Below are 17,467 nucleotides of genomic sequence, written 5' to 3'. Positions count from 1 at the left end.
ATTCGGAAATCCGCATCATGCTACTGAGAAAGCACCACGATAAAACACAATTTGTTTAGTAAACACAACAGCCGTGTTTTTAAAACGATTAAGCTGAAAACCTGCGCAAATCAACGGAATTTTCAGCAGCATCCGCTTGACATCGCCGTCAGCTAGGCAATAGGTTTAGTGAAATAAGTTTTTGTTTAGTAAACGCTGTAGGAGGAGACCATGCAGAGGACAAGCAACCCGCTTGCCATGCTTGTTGTCATTAATGTGGGATTGCTCGCGCTTGGCGCGTACATCTCCGGCGGGTCTTTTCTCTCCCTGTTCAACTTGCAGTCCATGGCTGGTCAGGTGCCTGAAATCGGCCTTCTCGCCATCGGCGTGATGCTGGCCATGTGCGCCGGCAATGGCGGCATCGACCTTTCGGGTATCGCGCTTGCCAATCTCGCAGGCGTGGTTGCAGCGGTTATTGCATCGTCTTTCGTGTCGGCCTCTGTCAATCCGCTCGGTTTCAGCATTGCATTCATCGTGCTTGCGCTGATCGTCGGCCTTGCAGGCGGCATTATCAATGGCATCCTGATTGCGCGTTTCAACATCACGCCCATTCTCTGCACGCTCGGCACGCAGATGGCTTTCATGGGTCTGGCCGTCGTGGTCTCGGAAGGCCGCGCCGTGATGGTCGGCAGCCCTGACCTGTTGTCGCGCATCGGCAATGACATGTTCCTCGCCGTCCCGATCAGCTTTCTGATTTTCCTTGCGGTCGCCATTCTGATCGGCGCCGTGGTTCGCTTCACGCCTTTCGGCGCATGGCTGATGCTGATGGGCACCAACCCGAAGGCAGCCGTCTTCGCCGGTTTTCCCCGCGCCCGCGTTCTGATTGCGACCTATGCAACAAGCGGCCTTCTGGCAGGCATTGCAGGCATCATCATCGCCGCACGCAACGTCAATGTGAAATATGATTACGGCAGCTCTTATCTGCTGGTCGCCATTCTCATCGTCGTGATGGCAGGCGTGAAGCCAGAAGGTGGTTACGGTCGTATCATCTGCGTGGTGCTGAGCGCCATCGCCTTGCAGCTCATGTCGAGCCTGCTCAACTTCGGTGGACTGTCCAACTTCGTCCGCGACTTTGCCTGGGGGCTGCTACTGCTCGCATTCCTCGCTGTCGGACGCTACGACGTCGCCAGTTTCTTTACCTTGGGCAATCGCTCCAAGGCACCCATTGGTGCTCAACCCTCAAGCACCAAACCGTAATACTGAGGGACTCTTAACGAGGAGGAAGTCATGAAAGCAAAGACAAAGAAGCTGCTCACTGGTGCGCTCATTGCTGCCACTGCACTCGCAGGCGGCGCAGGCACGCTGGTCGCGCAGGAAAAGCCGGTCATCGCAACCGTCGTCAAGATCAGCGGTATTCCGTGGTTCGACCGCATGAACACCGGCGTTGAAGCCTATCAGAAGGCCAACCCGGATGTGGTTGCAACCCAGAGCGGCCCGGCAACTGCCGACGCGGCACAGCAGCTTCAGATCGTTCAGGATCTGGTTGCCAAGGGCGTTAACGCTCTGGCCGTCGTGCCGATGGATCCGGCTGTTCTCGAAGGCACCTTCAAGCGCGCCATCGAACGCGGCATTGTTGTCGTGACCCACGAAGCCGACAACCAGGTCAACACCATGGCCGACGTCGAAGCATTCGACAATGCCGACTATGGCAAAGCCCTGAACGAACGTCTTGCACAGTGCATGGGCAAGAGCGGCAAGTGGACGACCTTCGTTGGTTCGCTCGGCAGCCGCACGCATATGCAGTGGGTTGGCTCGGCTGAAGAAAACGCCAAGCAGTACCCGGATATGCAGCTGGTCGATCCGAACAATGAATCCTTCGACGATGCCAACGGCACCTACGAGAAGGCCAAGGAAATCCTGCGCAAGCATCCTGACCTGAAAGGCTTCCAGAGTTCGGCTGGCAACGACGTTCTCGGCATTGGCCGCGCGATCGATGAAGCGGGCTTAAGCGGCAAGGTCTGCCTCGTCGGCACCGGCCTTCCGAACCCTTCGGCTGACCTTCTGGAATCCGGCGCCATCACGGCTATCGGCTTCTGGGACCCGCAGAAGGCTGGCATGGCGATGAATGCTGTCGCCAAGCTTCTGCTGGAAAAGAAGGAAGTCAAGGACGGCATCGACCTCGGCGTTGAAGGCTACAACAAGGTTTCGGTGAAGAAGGGTGCAGGCGAAGGCCTCCTCGTCATCGGTAACGGCATGGTTATCGCCGACAAGGATTCCTACAAGGAACACCTGTTCTAAGAAGTCTCAGAAGATCCGACTGCGGGTGGCGACCGTTCCGTTCACCATCGCCACTTAGCGTCAAGGCCTCGGGTGCTTTCCGCGAATGGAAAGCATCCGGGCAACTAACCCCGGTTGATTTTGCCGCCAACCAGCCGACAGCGGAACCGCTGCGCGCAAGCGCAATGATGCACTGTGGCAGAGGAATTAACGTGTCAACTACGATGAACAATGAGACGGAAAATGGCCGGACACCGGAACGTTTTCTCGAATTGCGCAACATCCACAAGCGGTTCGGCGGCGTGCATGCATTGCGCGGCATCGACCTCACGCTCGATCTAGGAGAGGCTTATCACCTTCTCGGCGAGAATGGATGCGGCAAGAGCACCGTTATCAAGATCATGTCCGGCGCGCATGGTCCGAGCGAGGGTGAAATTGTTCTCAACGGCAAGACCTATAAAGAACTCGATCCGATTCAGTCACTGGCTGCAGGCATCGAGACCGTCTATCAGGACCTTTCACTGATCCCTAACCTCACGGTTGCCGAAAACGTAGCGCTTAATCAGCAGCTCGTTGAAGGCAATGGCAAGTTGTTGCGCCGTTTCGACCGCACCAAGCTGCGCCAGACGGCGGAACGTGCGCTCGCCACTGTCGGGCTGCCGACGGACCGCGCCTTCCTGAACACCATCGTTTCCGAACTGCCGCTTGCCATGCGCCAGCTGGTCGCCATTTCCCGTGCGATCGCCACGAGCGCCAAGCTGGTCATCATGGACGAGCCGACCACGTCGCTGACGCGCCGCGAAGTCGACAACCTCATCGAAGTCGTCAATCGCCTGCGCGCAGACAATGTCGCCGTCCTCTTCGTGACCCACAAGCTCGACGAATGCTATCGCATTGGCGGTAACGCCGTCGTGTTTCGCGACGGCCAGTGCGTGGCGCAAGGCCCGATTGAAAATTACACCAAGAAGCAGTTGTCCGAACTGATGATCGGCCGTGAAATTGACGCCGAACGTTACCGCACCGGCACGCCGGGCGAGGCAGAACTGCTGAAACTGGACGGTCTATCGTCGCCGGATTTCAAGAATGTCAACCTGGCGCTCCGAAAGGGCGAGGTTCTCGGCATTACGGGTCTTGCCGATTCTGGCCGCAACGAGCTGGCAATGGCAATCACCGGCGTTGATCCGGCATCCAACGGCGCGATTACGCTCGAAGGCCGCAAGATCAACGTCAAGAACCCTGCCGAAGCCATAGAACTCGGTATCGGCTATGTGCCGGAGGATCGTCTGGCCGAGGGGCTTTTCCTCGACAAGTCGATTTTCGAAAACGAAATCGCGCTGATCCTGACCCGCCTCAGCAACAAGATCGGCATCGTGGACCAGAAGAAAGGCCGCGAAATCGCAGCCTCGCTGATGGAGCAGATGCGCCTCAATACCAAAAATATGGACCTGCCGGTCGGCGCTCTTTCGGGCGGCAATCAGCAGCGCGTTCTCATCGGTCGCTGGCTCAGCATCGGTCCGAAGCTGCTTGTGCTGCACGGCCCGACTGTCGGCGTCGATGTCGGATCGAAGGATACAATCTACCGCGCAATCCAGACACTGGCCGAAGCAGGCATGGGTCTCATCATCGTCAGCGATGACCTGCCCGAACTGCTGCAAAACGCCGACCGCATTCTCGTCATGAACGCGGGAAGCATCGTCAAGGAATTTGACGCCGCCGAGGCGACGGAAGACCAGCTCTACCAAGCCATGATGTCGTCGCAAAAGGAGCTACCGCAATGAGCGCGTCGCAATATCAGCAGGAACTGGGCCAGACCCGGTCCTTCAAGCTGGGTGACTTCATTCGCAGGCGCCCTGAATCCATCACCTTCTTCCTTCTGGTCGCGATCTGCGTGATCGTGTCGATCGTCAATCCTGCATTCCTGCAGGCTTCGACCCTGATCGATATTGGTCGCGCCAGTGTCGTGATGGGCCTGTTCGCGCTTGGCGTCTTCATCATTCTCGCCGCTGGCGGCATCGATGTCTCGTTTACGGCCATTGCCGCCTGTACAGTCTATTCACTGACGCTTCTGGTGCAGGCCTATATGCCGACGCTGCCCATCGTCTTCGTCATCCTGATGGCGATTGCGGGTGGCGTCATTCTCGGCCTTATCAACGGCGTTTTGGTACACAGTCTGAAAGTTCCGTCGCTGATCGTCACCATTGGCACGCAATATCTGTTCCGTGGCTTTTTGCTCGCGTTCGTCGGCACGGTCTGGATCATGTCGCTGCCGCCGACGATGGGCGCGTTTGGCCGCCTGCCTTTGTTCCAGTTCGAATCCGCCAATGGCGCCACCATCACCATGCCGTTCTACTTCCTGATCCTGCCAGCCGCGGCGATCCTGACCTGGTGGATCTTAAACCGCACCTTGATGGGCCGTGCCATTTTCGCCATGGGCGGCAACAGCCAGATCGCCAGCCGCCTCGGCTATAATCTGCGTACCATCCACCTATTCCTGTTCGGATATGCCGGTGGTCTCGCGGGTCTTGCAGGCATCATCCATGTTTGCGCCAACCGTCAGTCCAGCCCGTTCGACTTTGTCGGAACCGAAATCAGCGTCATCGCCGCTGTGGTTCTGGGCGGCGCACGGATTACCGGCGGCACGGGCAGCGTTTTCGGCACCATTCTGGGCGTTTTGCTCATCACCGTCATCAACAGCGTTCTGGTGCTCGTCGGCATTCCCAGCACATGGCAGCGTCTCGTCGTCGGCTGCTTCATTCTTCTGGCCGCCGCCTTCTTCGTCACCCAGCAGCGCAAGAAATAACCCGATAATCTCAAGAGGAAATCATGAAGAAATTCCTGAACGATCCAGTCAATTTCGTTGATGAGATGCTGGAAGGCATCTATCGGGCGCATCCCGAACTCACCTTCGTCAATGACGACAAGCGCTGCATGGTCACCGCCACGCCGAAGGCTGGCAAGGTTGGCATCGCAACCGGCGGCGGCTCGGGCCATCTGCCGACCTTCCTCGGCTATATCGGCGAAAACATGATCGACGGCGCAGCTGTCGGTGGCGTGTTCCAGTCGCCAAGCGCTGAACAGATGTATCAGGTCACCAAGGCTATCGATCAGGGCGCGGGCGTGCTCTACATCTATGGCAACTACACGGGCGACATCATCAATTTCGACATGGCTGCGGAATTGGCCGACCTCGACGGCATCACCGTCAAGCAGGTTGTCGGCAACGATGACGTAGCTTCGTCGGTCGTCGGTGAAGAACACAAGCGCCGTGGCGTTGCAGGCATTTTCTTCATCTACAAGGCAGCCGGTGCGGCAGCCGCCAACGGCCTGTCGCTCGATGAAGTGACGCGTCTCGCCGACAAGGCGCGCCTGCGCACCCGCACGATGGGTGTTGCGCTATCGAGCTGCGTTGTGCCTGAAATCGGCCATGCCACTTTCTCCATCGGCGACGATGAAATGGAAATCGGCATGGGCATCCATGGCGAACCGGGCATCAGCCGCACCAAGCTTGCACCGGCCGACTCCGTTGTCGACCAGCTTCTGGGCCGCATCTTTGCCGAACAGGATTATGCCAAGGGCGATGAAGTTGCCGTTCTGCTGAACGGTCTCGGCGGCACCCCGCTGGAAGAACTTTACATCATGTTCCGTCGCGTAGCCCAGCTTTTCGACGAGCGCGGCGTCAAGGTAAAGCACATCTGGATCGGCGAATTCGCCACCGCCATGGAAATGGCTGGCGCTTCGATCTCCGTGCTGCATCTGGACGACGAACTGGAGCCGCTTATCGCCGCTTCGGCGAACACGCCGTTCTTCAAGCACATTGCCGGTTGAGGTAACGCCATGAACTCCATCAAGGCTTCCGATCTCATCAACCTCTTCGACAGCTGGAAGCAGCTTTTCGCAGAACAGCGCGAATTCCTGATCGCGCTTGACGGCAAGGTCGGCGACAGCGATCTCGGCATCACCATGAGCAAGGCTTTCGCAGCCGCTGCCGAAGCTACCGCCGCAGAAGGCGAAGCGGCTGGTATCTCCAAGCTGCTGCGTCTGGCGGGTGCCACCATGGCCCGCGTCGCCCCGTCCACCATGGGCACGCTGACGGCAACCGGTTTCCTGCGCGCAAGCAAGGCGACCGAAGGCGTCGAAGAACTGGGCACTGCGGAAGTTGCCGCCTTCTGGCGCGCTTATCGTGACGGTATTGCCGAACGTGGCAAGGCCAAGGTCGGCGACAAGACCCTGCTCGACGTGCTCGATCCGATTGCCGTTACGCTTGAAGCACAGGCTGCCGTCGGTGCTTCCCTGCCCGACGCACTGGCTGCGACAGCCAAGGCCGCTGAAGACGCGCTGGAAGCAACCAAGTCTCTGGTGGCCCAGCATGGCAAGGCAGCAGCCTTCCAGGAAAAGACCATCGGTCTTCAGGATGCCGGTGCGACCGTCGGCACCTTCCTGATCGTCAGAATGTCGGAGTTCGTATCAGCTCATTCCTGATACGTCTCCACACATGTCGAAGGCCGGGAACCCGCCAGATTCCGGCCTTCGATGCGTTTTAGAGATAGGCCAGCATTATAATTTTCGGCGCACGGCAAAAGACGACCCGAACCGTTCTGCCTGTCGTCGTATGCGCATATCCCTGCTGAAGATCGACAATGATGTCGTCATAGTTCAGCACCACGCGGTCCAGCGGATAGACGGCCTTATAAACCGCCTCTTTGGCGCAAAAAAGAATACGATCTGCATCGGCTGCGCCTTCAGGCAAACGGTCGCCCGGCTGTTTCACCAGCGCGGCAATGTCCTCCGGCAGCGCAATAGCCGGCTCCACATCGATCCCGACCGAAAGAAAATCGGCGCTGCTTGCAACAGCAGCAACAGCCATATCGTCATCATGGGCGAGCGACCCGACAATGCCCGATGGCCAGATTGGTTCGCCCGAGCTACCCCGCAAAATCGCAAAACCGCCTCTGCCATGCTTTATGAGCAATTCCCGCGCCGCAAGGCGGGCGGCCCCGCTGGCGCGACGGCGAACCGGATTTCGCGTCGGAAGCGTAGCATTTTCGTCGGCCAGCAATCGGGTTTCATCCCCGTCCCGAATGACCCGGCAAGCGGTTGAAATGCCCGCCGTGGCGACAGCCTGCATGGCTTGGTTCAGCGCAATTTCCAATGGATCGAAGCGCGCCATATCCGTTTCATCAGTCCCGAAGATTGAGGTGGGCGATCATCTCGCCATCTTCATCGAGACCATCTTCGACAAAGCCCGCTTTAGCATAAAGTTGGCGCGCGCCTTCGTTTTCGGGTTCGTAGCAGATCGAGATGCGACGAATATGATCGAGCGCCCTGATCTCAGCCAGGACCAGCTGCAACGCGGCCTTTCCGTAACCCCGCCCCTGAAAAGCGCGGTCGATCATGAAGCGATAGATCAACGCATTGTCCCCGTCGCTTGTCGCATCATACATGAGGAAGCCGACCAGATCGTCGCCTGCAAACACAGCGCGTGGCCGCGCATCCTCGTCCTCGTCCGCTTCCTCCAGTGAACTGGCATTGTCCGCGACCAGCTCTTCCTGACCCGGTGCCAGCTCCAGCGCCGCGATCCGTGACCGCAATTCTGCCGTCACGGCTGCGAGCCGGATTTCGCTCGTGTCGGAGACGGCTTTGCTCAAGCGGCAGCCTCCGTCGGGCGATGCGCTATCGAAGCGCCCGCCTGTTTGACATTGGCCAGCACCGTCCCATCCTTCGTCACCGGGACGACGAAACGGTTGAGCTTGGCCGGATTACCACGCCAGACGGAATAAGGCTCAAGCACCTCACCCTTCATGACAAAGGAATCCACATCAACGATAGAGCCGTCGCCCATGACGACGCCATAATGGACGAATGCCGATGGTCCGAGCGTGCAGCCATTGCCGATGCGGATGAAGTCGGACTTGAAAGCACCCTCCTCCAGCGAATGCGGCTGGATCACACAACCTTCATTCAAGGTTGCATCGTCGCCGATTTCCACCAGCGAACGTTCGGTCAGATTGGCGCCGCCGTCATAGACGCGGCGACCGACCTTCACGCCAAGGCAGCGCAGAATCATCGGACGGAACGGCGTTCCGGCGAAAAGCTGCGTAATCGGCGAATCCGACAGTTTCCAATGGCGCTCATGCCGCCAGAAAGCTTCATCATAGATCGTCGTCATACGCGGTTTCAGTCTGCCGAAGCCGAGCGAGAGCCTTTCGATGAAGATATAGAACGGTATTGCAATGCCCGCCGTCAGAACCACGGCCACAAACAGCGCGTTGTACTTCCAGTCGTCATAATAGTTCAGCGCACGGTCCCAGATCGCCAGCGTTGCAAACAGCATCAGCCATTGCTCCGCCAGGAACATCAGTCCGGTGCGGAAATTGTGGAAGTTCTTGCGGCGCAAGCGGCGCAGGCGGTCCTCTTCCTCAATATTGGCGATCAGTTCCTTGTCGCGATTGACCATGCGCGGAATTTCAAAGCAGGGCGAACCCAGAAGCCCGACATTCTCGCGCATAGGCCCCTCGATCGGCACCATAACCTTGGTGCCGAGCAGACAGTTATCCCCGGTCCGTCCGTCGGACGGATAGAAGATATTATTGCCGAAATAGTTCCGCTCGCCGACCTTGGTATGCTCCAGCCGGAATGTCGCCGCCGACTTGTGCGTGTTGATCATAAACAGACCATCCGACACCATTGTCTGACTGCCGATTTCGCACAGAAGCGGGTTTTCATGCTGCTGGTTGGTGCCGAAATTGGACCCGGTCTGGACCACCTTGTTGAGCTTCCAGCCGATGGCCCGGATATAGTGCACGACGGCAGAACTATCGCCGAACAGCAGATTGAGAAGACGCGAATTGCTGGCCAGTTCCACCATCGACTGCAGCCAGTAATGGAAGCCGTAAAGCGTATAGGTGCGGTTTGGCTTCAGGAACAGGCTGGCCAGTCGCGGCACGGCAACCGCAGCAATAAACGAGGTTGCCAGCACGCCGAATAGCGTAACGGTCGTGCCGATGGCCACGATGCCGATGGTTTCCTGATAATCGTCGCTGACATTTTGCCAGTAGCTATGGAACAGTAAAGGGAACGGCGTGACCAGCATGAACAGCCCGACAAGCTGCACGATCTCGAACATGATACGGCGGGTTTTCGACAGCGTAATGCTGCGCACCTTGCAATAATCCGCAGTAGTGGGCGCTGCGGGCGACCCATGCCAATGTTCACCATCGGGGATGCTCTGGCCACGCTGCAACGACGACGCATGGCCAAGCTGCGCGCCATTGCCGATTTTGGTGTCGATATCGATGGTCGAACCAACGCCCACAAAAGCGCCGTCACCAATGGTGATCGTGCCCGTATGGATATAGCCGCTTTCAGCCGTAAAGCCGAGAATGTTGGATTCGCGGCGCAAAATGGAATTCTCGCCAATGGAAATCAGATCGGTGCAAACCGGAATTGCCCGGCATTCGATGGCCGTGTTGCGGCCAAGCTTTGCACCGAGCAGCCGCAGATAGAGGCTATAGAGCGGATTGCCGCGGAACAGCACCACCGGCGCGGTGCGGATCAAGGTCTTCACCACCCAGAAGCGGTAATAGCGCAGCCCCCAGATTGGAAAGCTTTCTGTCTTCCAGCGTCCGATCAGCAGCCATTTTGCTGCGATGGCAAAGCCCGTCATCGCGAAGAAGCTTGCCCCAGCGAGAACGACACATCGGAAATAGAGCTGAAGCGGGTTGTCGAGCGCGTCATAGACCCAGTCGAGACCGCCATCGAAGAAAACCAGCCCGATATAGGCATAGACTGCATAGAAGGCGAGCTGTGCAGCGCCGCAGGTCCAGTAAGCAAAATTCGATGCCTTGTGAGTGAGTTGACGCTCAACCGTGGCCGCGGTCTTCTGCTGCGGCGCGTGCAGATGCGTCGCCAGACTTGCGATGGTTGGATGCAGGTAGATATCCCGCATCGACGCCGTTTCCCAACCCTGCGCTGTACGCACGCGGGCGCAGAACCGCGCCATCAGCAGCGAATTGGCGCCCAGATCGTCGAAGAAATGATCCTCGACCGAAACTTCATCGAGATTAAGCACTGCGGCCAGCGCGTCCGCCATGAAGCGCTGATCGTCATTGCTCGGCGGGACGATTTCGCGCTCCGCCGAAAGGCGCACATTGGTCGGCTTTGGCAGGCGCTTCAGATCGGCCTTGTTGGAGACCGTCATTGGAATGGCGTCAAGTTCTTCAAGATAGGCGGGAACCATGTAGGACGGCAGACGACGCTTCAGCTCACGCGCAATATCGGCACGCTGCAGCGGTGGCACGCCCGACTTCAGCGCGTAATAGGCGACCAGCTCCACACGACCTGGCTCGATTTCCCAGGTGGTGACGGCAGCTTGCGCAACGCCGGGCTGATCGAGCAGAACGGCTTCGATCTCGCCAAGCTCGATGCGGTAGCCGCGAATCTTCACCTGCGTGTCGATACGCCCATGATACTCGATCTCGCCCGCAGCATTAATGCGCCCCAGATCGCCGGTGCGATAGATGCGTGCTGACGGATTGTTAGGCAGACCGATGAAATCAGGAATGAATTTCTGGTCGGTCAAATCCTGCCGGTTGAGATAACCGACCGCGAGGCCGATACCGGCGATGCCGATTTCGCCCAGTTGATCCGGGTCGGTCAGCTTGGGCTCGGTCGGTTCGATGATGACTATCGAATAGGTCGGCAACGGCGCACCGATGGTCACTGGCTTGTCGGGCGTCAGAACGCCCATGGTTGCCGTGACGGTCGCTTCCGTGGGCCCGTAAGTATTGAGAAGCAGGCGTCCCGGCTTTGTCCAGCGCGCCACCAAATTGAGCGGACAGGCTTCGCCGCCCACCATCAGCAGGCGCAGCTTCGGCACATCGGTTTCGATGGAAGACAAAAGCGTTGGGCTGCACGCCATGCAGTTGATGTCATTCTTCCGCAGGAAATCCGCGAGTTCTTCGCCCACCAGCGTCATCGGCCCCGGGGCGGGCACTACGGTCGCGCCTGCCGTAAACGGCACCCAATATTCTTCAGCCGAAAAATCGAAGGCGATGGTCATGCCGTGATAAACACGGTCGCCCGGCCTGTAGCCATAGGACATCGCCGCGACACGCAGGAAGTTGCAGAAGCTCTGATGCAGGATGGCGACGCCTTTTGGCCTGCCGGTCGTGCCAGACGTATAGAGAATATAGCAAATCTGATCCGGATTTGCGGCCCTTGCAGCCTTGTCCAGTGGCGCGACGGACTGCTTTGAAATTTCAGCGCCCGCCCCGTCGATCAGCACATGCGGCACGGGCATCTGTTCGACGCGGGCCGTATAGGCCTCAAGCGAAATGACGAGCTTTACATTGGCATCCTCGATGATGAGGGCCATGCGATCTTCCGGAAATGCGGTCGCCAGTGGCACATAGGCCGCGCCCGCCTTCATGACGGCGAGCAGCGCGATATACGTGTCGGCAGAACGGTCGAGCAGCAGGCCGATGCGGTCACCAGGACGAACACCGCGTTCGATCAGCAGACGCGCAAACTGGTTGGCGCGGTTGTCGAGTTCCCGATAGGTCCAGTTGCGCCCGTCCGAAACAACGGCAACCGAATCCGAAAATCTGTCGGCCAGTTCTTCGAAGAAGAGGTCCAGCCGTTCGCCCGGTTTTCCGGGGTCAGCGAAATCAGCACCTGTCAGGATCTGCTCGCGAGCAGCCCCAAGACCCGCCTTGCCCAGCGCCTTTTTTCCCTGCGCATCGTCGATGGGCAGACCATTTACGCCTGTCGTCGCTGCGGCTTCGCCGTGTCCAGCGCCACGATTTTCATAATTCATTTTTCAACACTCACTGACCAAAGGTCGAGCATCAACGGGCAATTATACGCGTTAGGCGGCACGCTTTGCCTGCAATGAGGCATTATCTGTCGTCGAACCGTTCACTGCGGGTGAAGAAGACCGCTATTGGCGCAGGCCACTACTCAAACTGGTTGAAATAAGAAAGTGAATTTATTTTTATCTTAGATGTTCGTCTCTCAGTGTTGCAAAACTAGCATACAACGCCGTTCAGATCATCCGCTTTTAGTTCCTATCCACCACTCTTGCAATCTTTCACCGGTCACGGTTAACTGCCGAAATGGCGTTTACATTAAGGCAGTTACAGTATTTCGTTGCAGTTGCGGAGCAAGGGTCGATCACCCGTGCGGCGCAAAAATTGTCAATTTCGCAGTCTTCTGTCACGGAGGCGATCAAGGAGCTGGAAACCGACCTGAATGTCGAGCTTTTCGAGCGCCATCCCCGCGGCCTGACGGTGACACATAACGGCCATCAGTTTCTGCGCCACGCCACCAAGATTCTGACCGGCGTTTCGGATGCCCGCCGCTCTTTCGTCGACCAGCGCATTCAGGAAAAAGGCAAGCTCAATCTTGGTGTAACATCGCTGGTCGCTGGCTACGTGTTGTCCGACCTGCTCGCCCGCTATCGCCGCGCCTTTCCGGGCGTCGAAATCAGCGCCATCGAAGACAATGGTTCCTATCTGGAACATCTGCTTGTTGGCGGTGAACTGGACGTGGCGGTGATGGTGATTTCAAACCTGCGTGACCGCATGGCGCTACATGCGGAAATTCTCGAAACCTCGCCCTATCGGTTGTGGCTGCCGCTCGGGCACGAGCTCGTCTCCATCGACAGCATTTCAGTCAGTGATATCGCGAAGGAACCGCTGATCATGCTGACGGTTGATGAAATCGAGGAAAATACCGGCAAACTTCTGGCCGCCCTCGGTGCCCGTCCGCATGTGGCTTTCCGCACGCGATCGGTGGAAGCCGTGCGCAGTTTGGTGGCCACGGGCGCGGGCATAGCCCTCCTCCCCGATCTCGTCTATCGCCCCTGGTCGCTGGAAGGCGACCGGATCGAAAGCCGCGATGTTTCGGGATCGCTGCCCGTCGTGCAGATTGGTATGGCATGGCGAAAAGGATCGAGCCTGCCGCAATCCGCACGCGACTTCATCGGCATTGCCGAGGCTGCGCGTTCTGGCCGACTGCGTTAGCACACCAGCTCCGATATCGGAAAAATCGATACCAGCTTTCCGATAAATGAATTTGCGAAAGGCAGGGTTTAAGCACACCATCTGCTCCGGGAACAAAATCACTGAATGTGAATAAAACGGGAGTGGTCGATGAGAAAATTTCTGCAATCCTGTACCGCTTTAATGGCCGTCGCGAGCTTTGCCACGCAGGCCATTGCCGCCGAACCGCTGAAAGCAATTGGCGAAGGTGAAGGCGCGCTGAGCATCGTGGCCTGGGCGGGCTATATCGAACGCGGCGAAACCGATAAGAACTACGACTGGGTCACCGATTTCGAAGGGGAAACCGGCTGCAAGGTCAGTGTGAAGACTGCCGCCACCTCCGACGAAATGGTGGCGCTGATGAATGAAGGCGGCTTCGATCTCGTCACCGCCTCTGGTGACGCCTCATTGCGCCTCGTGGCGGGTAAGCGCGTGCAGCCGATCAATACGGACCTCATCCCAAGCTGGAAAACGGTGGACGAACGGCTGCAAAATGCGCCGTGGTTCACCGTCAAAGGCGTGCATTACGGCGTGCCCTATCTCTGGGGTCCGAATGTGCTGATGTACAACACCGAGGTCTTCAAGGGCGAAGCGCCGAAGAGCTGGAACGTGGTGTTCGAAGAACAGACCCTGCCGGACGGCAAGTCCAACAAGGGCCGCGTACAGGCCTATGACGGGCCGATCTATATCGCCGACGCCGCGCTTTATCTCATGAAGCACAAGCCGGAACTCGGCATCAAGAACCCGTACGAACTCAACGAAGACCAGTATAAGGCAGCGCTCGATCTCCTGCGCGGGCAGCGTAAGCTCGTCAGCCGTTATTGGCACGACGCCATGATCCAGATCGATGACTTCAAGAATGAGGGCGTCGTGGCTTCCGGTTCATGGCCGTTCCAGGTCAATCTCCTGAAGTCGGAAAATGCCAAGGTCGGCTCGACTTTCCCAGAAGAAGGCGCAACCGGCTGGGCTGACACCACCATGCTCCACGTGGATAGCGAGCACCCCAATTGCGCCTATAAGTGGTTCGAGCACTCGTTAAAACCGAAGGTTCAGGGCGACGCCGCCGCATGGTTCGGTGCCGTACCGTCCGTTCCAGCAGCCTGTAAGGGCAATGCGCTTCTGACCGACGAAGGCTGCGCGATCAACGGCTTCGATAATTTTGCCAAGATCAGCTTCTGGCGCACACCGACGGCCAAATGCGAAAGCCAGGGCGAATGCGTACCCTATCATCGCTGGGTGTCGGATTATATCGGCGTCATTGGCGGTCGCTGACATCGACCATCACAATTACAAACATTGCCCTTCCTTCAGCTGAAGGAAGGGAACGGACAGACGCGCCCGCCAACGGAGGCTGGCGTTCTCGATGATGGGTAGAGCCATGACAGCAGCAGTTCGTTTTGAAAATGTGAGCCGGCACTTCGGCGAAGTCCGGGCCGTCGATCACGTCAACCTGACCATCGCGCCCGGCGAGTTCTTTGCCATGCTGGGCCCTTCCGGTTCCGGCAAGACGACCTGCCTACGGTTGATCGCGGGCTTCGAACAGCCGACCGACGGAACAATAGAGATTTTTGGCGAAAGCGCCGGTGGCGTGCCGCCCTATCGGCGCAACGTCAACACGGTTTTTCAGGATTATGCGCTGTTTCCGCATCTTAGCATTCTGGACAATGTGGCCTATGGGCTGATGGTGCGGGGTGCCGGAAAGGCTGAACGCCACCGCGCCGCCGAGGAAATGCTCGAACTGGTCAAGCTGCCCGGCTATGGCGCCCGCAAGCCAAGCCAGCTTTCCGGCGGGCAGCGGCAGCGCGTCGCGCTGGCGCGCGCCCTCGTCAACAAGCCGAAAGTGCTACTTCTCGATGAGCCGCTCGGCGCGCTTGACCTCAAACTGCGCGAACAGATGCAGGAAGAGCTCAAGAGCCTGCAAAAGGCGCTCGGCATCACCTTCGTCTTCGTGACCCACGATCAGGGCGAAGCACTGTCCATGGCGGACCGCATCGCAGTCTTCAACAATGGCCGCATCGTTCAGGCCGGAACACCGCAGGAAATCTATAATCGTCCCCAGACCCGTTTCGTTGCGGATTTTGTCGGCTCTTCCAATGTCGTCGCACCGGAAATCATGGCCGCATTTGGCGGCGAGCGCCGCTGGGCCAGCCTCCGGCCGGAATCCATTCGCCTTGCAGATAAAGGCGACAAGGTCGGCGTTGCAGCGCGGATCGAAACCGCCAGCTTTCTCGGCTCCGCCACACGTCTCGGGGTTGAAGCCGAAGGTGCCAGATTGCATGTCATGCTGCCCGCAGGTGCAAGTGTTCCCGAGACGGGATCGGATATCCGCATCGTCTGGAATCCGGTTGACGTTCATTACATGGATCAGGCAGCATGAGCGGCGCGCAGGCTTCCACACTCGGAAACTCCGGAGCAAATTCTGGGGCCAATCCGACCTCCATCCTGCCGCAGCACGGCGGGATACTTGGTCGTCTCTCCGACCTTTTCTGGCGTCGTCCGGGGATGCTGCTGTTTCTCATGCTCACGCCGCCGCTTTTGTGGCTGGGCATTATCTATATCGGCTCGCTGATCGCGCTTCTGTTACAGAGCTTCTTCTCGGTCGACGATTTTTCCGGGCTCATCGACTATAGTTTCACGCTCGCGACCTACGCGCAGCTTTTAAACTCCGCCAATCTCGACATCATCATCCGCACCGTATCAATGGCCGCACTGGTGACGGTTGCGTCTGCCTTCGTCGCCTTTCCAATCGCCTATTATGCCGCCCGCTATGCGCGCGGCCGCTGGAAGGCGTTGTTTTATCTCGGCATCATGCTGCCGCTTTGGTCTAGCTATCTGGTTAAGGTCTATGCGTGGAAGCTGATCCTTGCCAAGGAAGGCATTCTGACCTGGATATTCGCAAAATTGCACCTGTCCTGGCTGCTCGACGGCATCCTGTCTGTGCCAATTATCGGCGGCAATTCACTGTCGGTCAGTTATCTCGGCACGTTCATCGTCTTTGTCTATATCTGGCTGCCCTATATGATCCTGCCGACACAGGCGGCGCTGGAGCGTGTGCCGGGCAATCTGGTGGAAGCCTCGTCCGACCTCGGAGCAACGCCTGCGCAAACCTTCCGAACCGTGCTGATGCCGCTCGCCATGCCCGGCATCATCGCGGGGTCGATCTTCACCTTTTCGCTGACACTCGGCGATTACATCATTCCGCAGATCATCGGCTCGTCGCGCCTGTTCATCGGACAAGCCGTCTATACCCAGCAGGGAACGGCAGGCAATGTGCCGCTCGCTGCTGCCTTCTCCGTCGTGCCGATCGTCATCATGGCCATCTATCTTTGGATCGCCAAGAAACAGGGGGCTTTCGATGCGCTCTGATCGCAACAACCGCGCTTCCTTCGGATTGAAGCTTGCTGCCGGACTGGGCCTCGCCTTCCTGCATCTGCCCATCCTGCTGATCTTCGTCTATGCCTTCACGACGGAAGAGAAAAGCTATCAATGGCCGCCGCCGGGCTTCACACTGCAATGGTTCGCCGTGACATGGAACCGTGCCGATGTGTGGTCGTCGCTTGCGCTCTCCGTGCAGGTGGCCACGATTGCGACCCTGATTGCGCTCGTGCTTGGTACGCTCTGTGCCGCTGCTGTTAGCCGAACCCATTTTTTCGGACGTGAAAGCATTTCGCTGCTGGTCATCCTGCCCATCGCACTGCCCGGCGTTGTCACCGGCATTGCCTTGCGCTCGGCCTTCTCGCTGTTCGACATTCCGTTTTCGATGTGGACCATTGTGCTTGGTCACGCCACCTTCTGCGTGGTGGTCGTCTACAACAATGCCGTGGCCCGCTTTCGACGCACTTCCGGTTCGCTGATCGAAGCCTCGATGGATCTTGGCGCAAACGGGTTCCAGACCTTCCGCTATGTGATCCTGCCGAATATCGGAACGGCCTTGCTCGCAGGCGGCATGCTCGCCTTTGCACTGTCTTTCGACGAAGTGATCGTCACCACATTTACCGGCGGCCAGCAGATGACCCTGCCAATCTGGATGCTTCAGGAACTGATCCGGCCACGCCAGCGCCCCGTCACCAATGTGGTGGCCATGGTAGTGGTTCTGGTGACCTTCCTGCCCATCCTCGCCGCCTACTATCTCACCCGCGATGGCGATCAGGTCGCCGGTCACGGGAAATGAC

General features: G+C 58.2%; 14 protein-coding genes. 11 read left to right on the top strand and 3 right to left on the bottom strand.

Features of this window, described 5'->3' with window-relative positions; translation table 11 throughout:
• Positions 1-210: 210 nt before the first annotated feature.
• From D8666_RS16155 to D8666_RS16130, 6 genes are all read left to right on the top strand, one after another.
• Positions 211-1,236: an ABC transporter permease gene (locus D8666_RS16155; RefSeq protein WP_109367646.1), complete on the top strand. Its 1,026-nt coding sequence runs from the start codon at positions 211-213 to the stop codon at positions 1,234-1,236.
• A 30-nt stretch (positions 1,237-1,266) separates the two neighbouring features.
• Positions 1,267-2,277, top strand: a complete 1,011-nt coding sequence (locus D8666_RS16150) for a substrate-binding domain-containing protein (protein WP_109367647.1) — start codon at positions 1,267-1,269, stop codon at positions 2,275-2,277.
• A gap of 203 nt (positions 2,278-2,480) precedes the next feature.
• A complete protein-coding gene (locus D8666_RS16145; RefSeq protein ID WP_109367648.1) occupies positions 2,481-4,034 on the top strand; it encodes a sugar ABC transporter ATP-binding protein in 1,554 nt (517 codons plus the stop codon).
• Entirely contained in the window at positions 4,031-5,056 is a 1,026-nt protein-coding gene (locus D8666_RS16140) for an ABC transporter permease (protein ID WP_109367649.1), read from the top strand. The genes D8666_RS16145 and D8666_RS16140 overlap by 4 nt, the downstream gene beginning before the upstream one ends.
• A 23-nt stretch (positions 5,057-5,079) precedes the next feature.
• Positions 5,080-6,081 (top strand): dihydroxyacetone kinase subunit DhaK, encoded by a 1,002-nt coding sequence (locus D8666_RS16135; protein ID WP_109367650.1) that lies wholly within the window; start codon positions 5,080-5,082, stop codon positions 6,079-6,081.
• Between the two features lie 9 nt (positions 6,082-6,090).
• Positions 6,091-6,735: a dihydroxyacetone kinase family protein gene (locus tag D8666_RS16130; RefSeq protein WP_109367651.1), complete on the top strand. Its 645-nt coding sequence runs from the start codon at positions 6,091-6,093 to the stop codon at positions 6,733-6,735.
• 58 nt (positions 6,736-6,793) lie between these two features.
• On the opposite strand, the gene D8666_RS16125 is transcribed toward D8666_RS16130, so the two are convergent.
• The 3 genes from D8666_RS16125 to D8666_RS16115 are packed head-to-tail and all read right to left on the bottom strand — an operon-like array spanning position 6,794 to position 12,070.
• Complete coding sequence (locus tag D8666_RS16125; protein WP_109367652.1) at positions 6,794-7,423, bottom strand: 4'-phosphopantetheinyl transferase family protein; 630 nt, start codon at positions 7,421-7,423, stop codon at positions 6,794-6,796.
• A 10-nt stretch (positions 7,424-7,433) separates the two neighbouring features.
• Positions 7,434-7,901 (bottom strand): GNAT family N-acetyltransferase, encoded by a 468-nt coding sequence (locus D8666_RS16120; RefSeq protein WP_235858979.1) that lies wholly within the window; start codon positions 7,899-7,901, stop codon positions 7,434-7,436.
• Positions 7,898-12,070: a Pls/PosA family non-ribosomal peptide synthetase gene (locus D8666_RS16115; protein WP_109367653.1), complete on the bottom strand. Its 4,173-nt coding sequence runs from the start codon at positions 12,068-12,070 to the stop codon at positions 7,898-7,900. The genes D8666_RS16120 and D8666_RS16115 overlap by 4 nt, the downstream gene beginning before the upstream one ends.
• Positions 12,071-12,368: 298 nt before the next feature.
• Between D8666_RS16115 and D8666_RS16110 the strand changes: the two genes are divergently transcribed.
• The 5 genes from D8666_RS16110 to D8666_RS16090 all read left to right on the top strand — a co-directional run bounded on the left by D8666_RS16110 (position 12,369) and on the right by D8666_RS16090 (position 17,466).
• Positions 12,369-13,277, top strand: coding sequence for a LysR family transcriptional regulator (locus D8666_RS16110; RefSeq protein WP_109367654.1), 909 nt, complete (start codon positions 12,369-12,371; stop codon positions 13,275-13,277).
• A gap of 129 nt (positions 13,278-13,406) precedes the next feature.
• Entirely contained in the window at positions 13,407-14,567 is a 1,161-nt protein-coding gene (locus D8666_RS16105; protein WP_121538754.1) for an ABC transporter substrate-binding protein, read from the top strand.
• Positions 14,568-14,673: 106 nt separating this feature from the next.
• Positions 14,674-15,672 carry an ABC transporter ATP-binding protein gene (locus D8666_RS16100; RefSeq protein WP_109367656.1) on the top strand — a complete coding sequence of 333 codons (999 nt, stop codon included), beginning with the start codon at positions 14,674-14,676 and terminating at the stop codon, positions 15,670-15,672.
• Positions 15,669-16,661: an ABC transporter permease gene (locus D8666_RS16095; RefSeq protein WP_109367657.1), complete on the top strand. Its 993-nt coding sequence runs from the start codon at positions 15,669-15,671 to the stop codon at positions 16,659-16,661. Before D8666_RS16100 ends, D8666_RS16095 begins: the two co-directional genes overlap by 4 nt.
• Positions 16,651-17,466: an ABC transporter permease gene (locus tag D8666_RS16090; protein ID WP_109367658.1), complete on the top strand. Its 816-nt coding sequence runs from the start codon at positions 16,651-16,653 to the stop codon at positions 17,464-17,466. Before D8666_RS16095 ends, D8666_RS16090 begins: the two co-directional genes overlap by 11 nt.
• Position 17,467 lies beyond the last annotated feature (1 nt).

This window comes from Ochrobactrum soli (genome assembly GCF_003664555.1).
Lineage (GTDB): Bacteria > Pseudomonadota > Alphaproteobacteria > Rhizobiales > Rhizobiaceae > Brucella > Brucella teleogrylli.
Note: the sequence above shows the minus strand (reverse complement) of the source record. Positions and strands in the feature narration are given on the sequence as shown.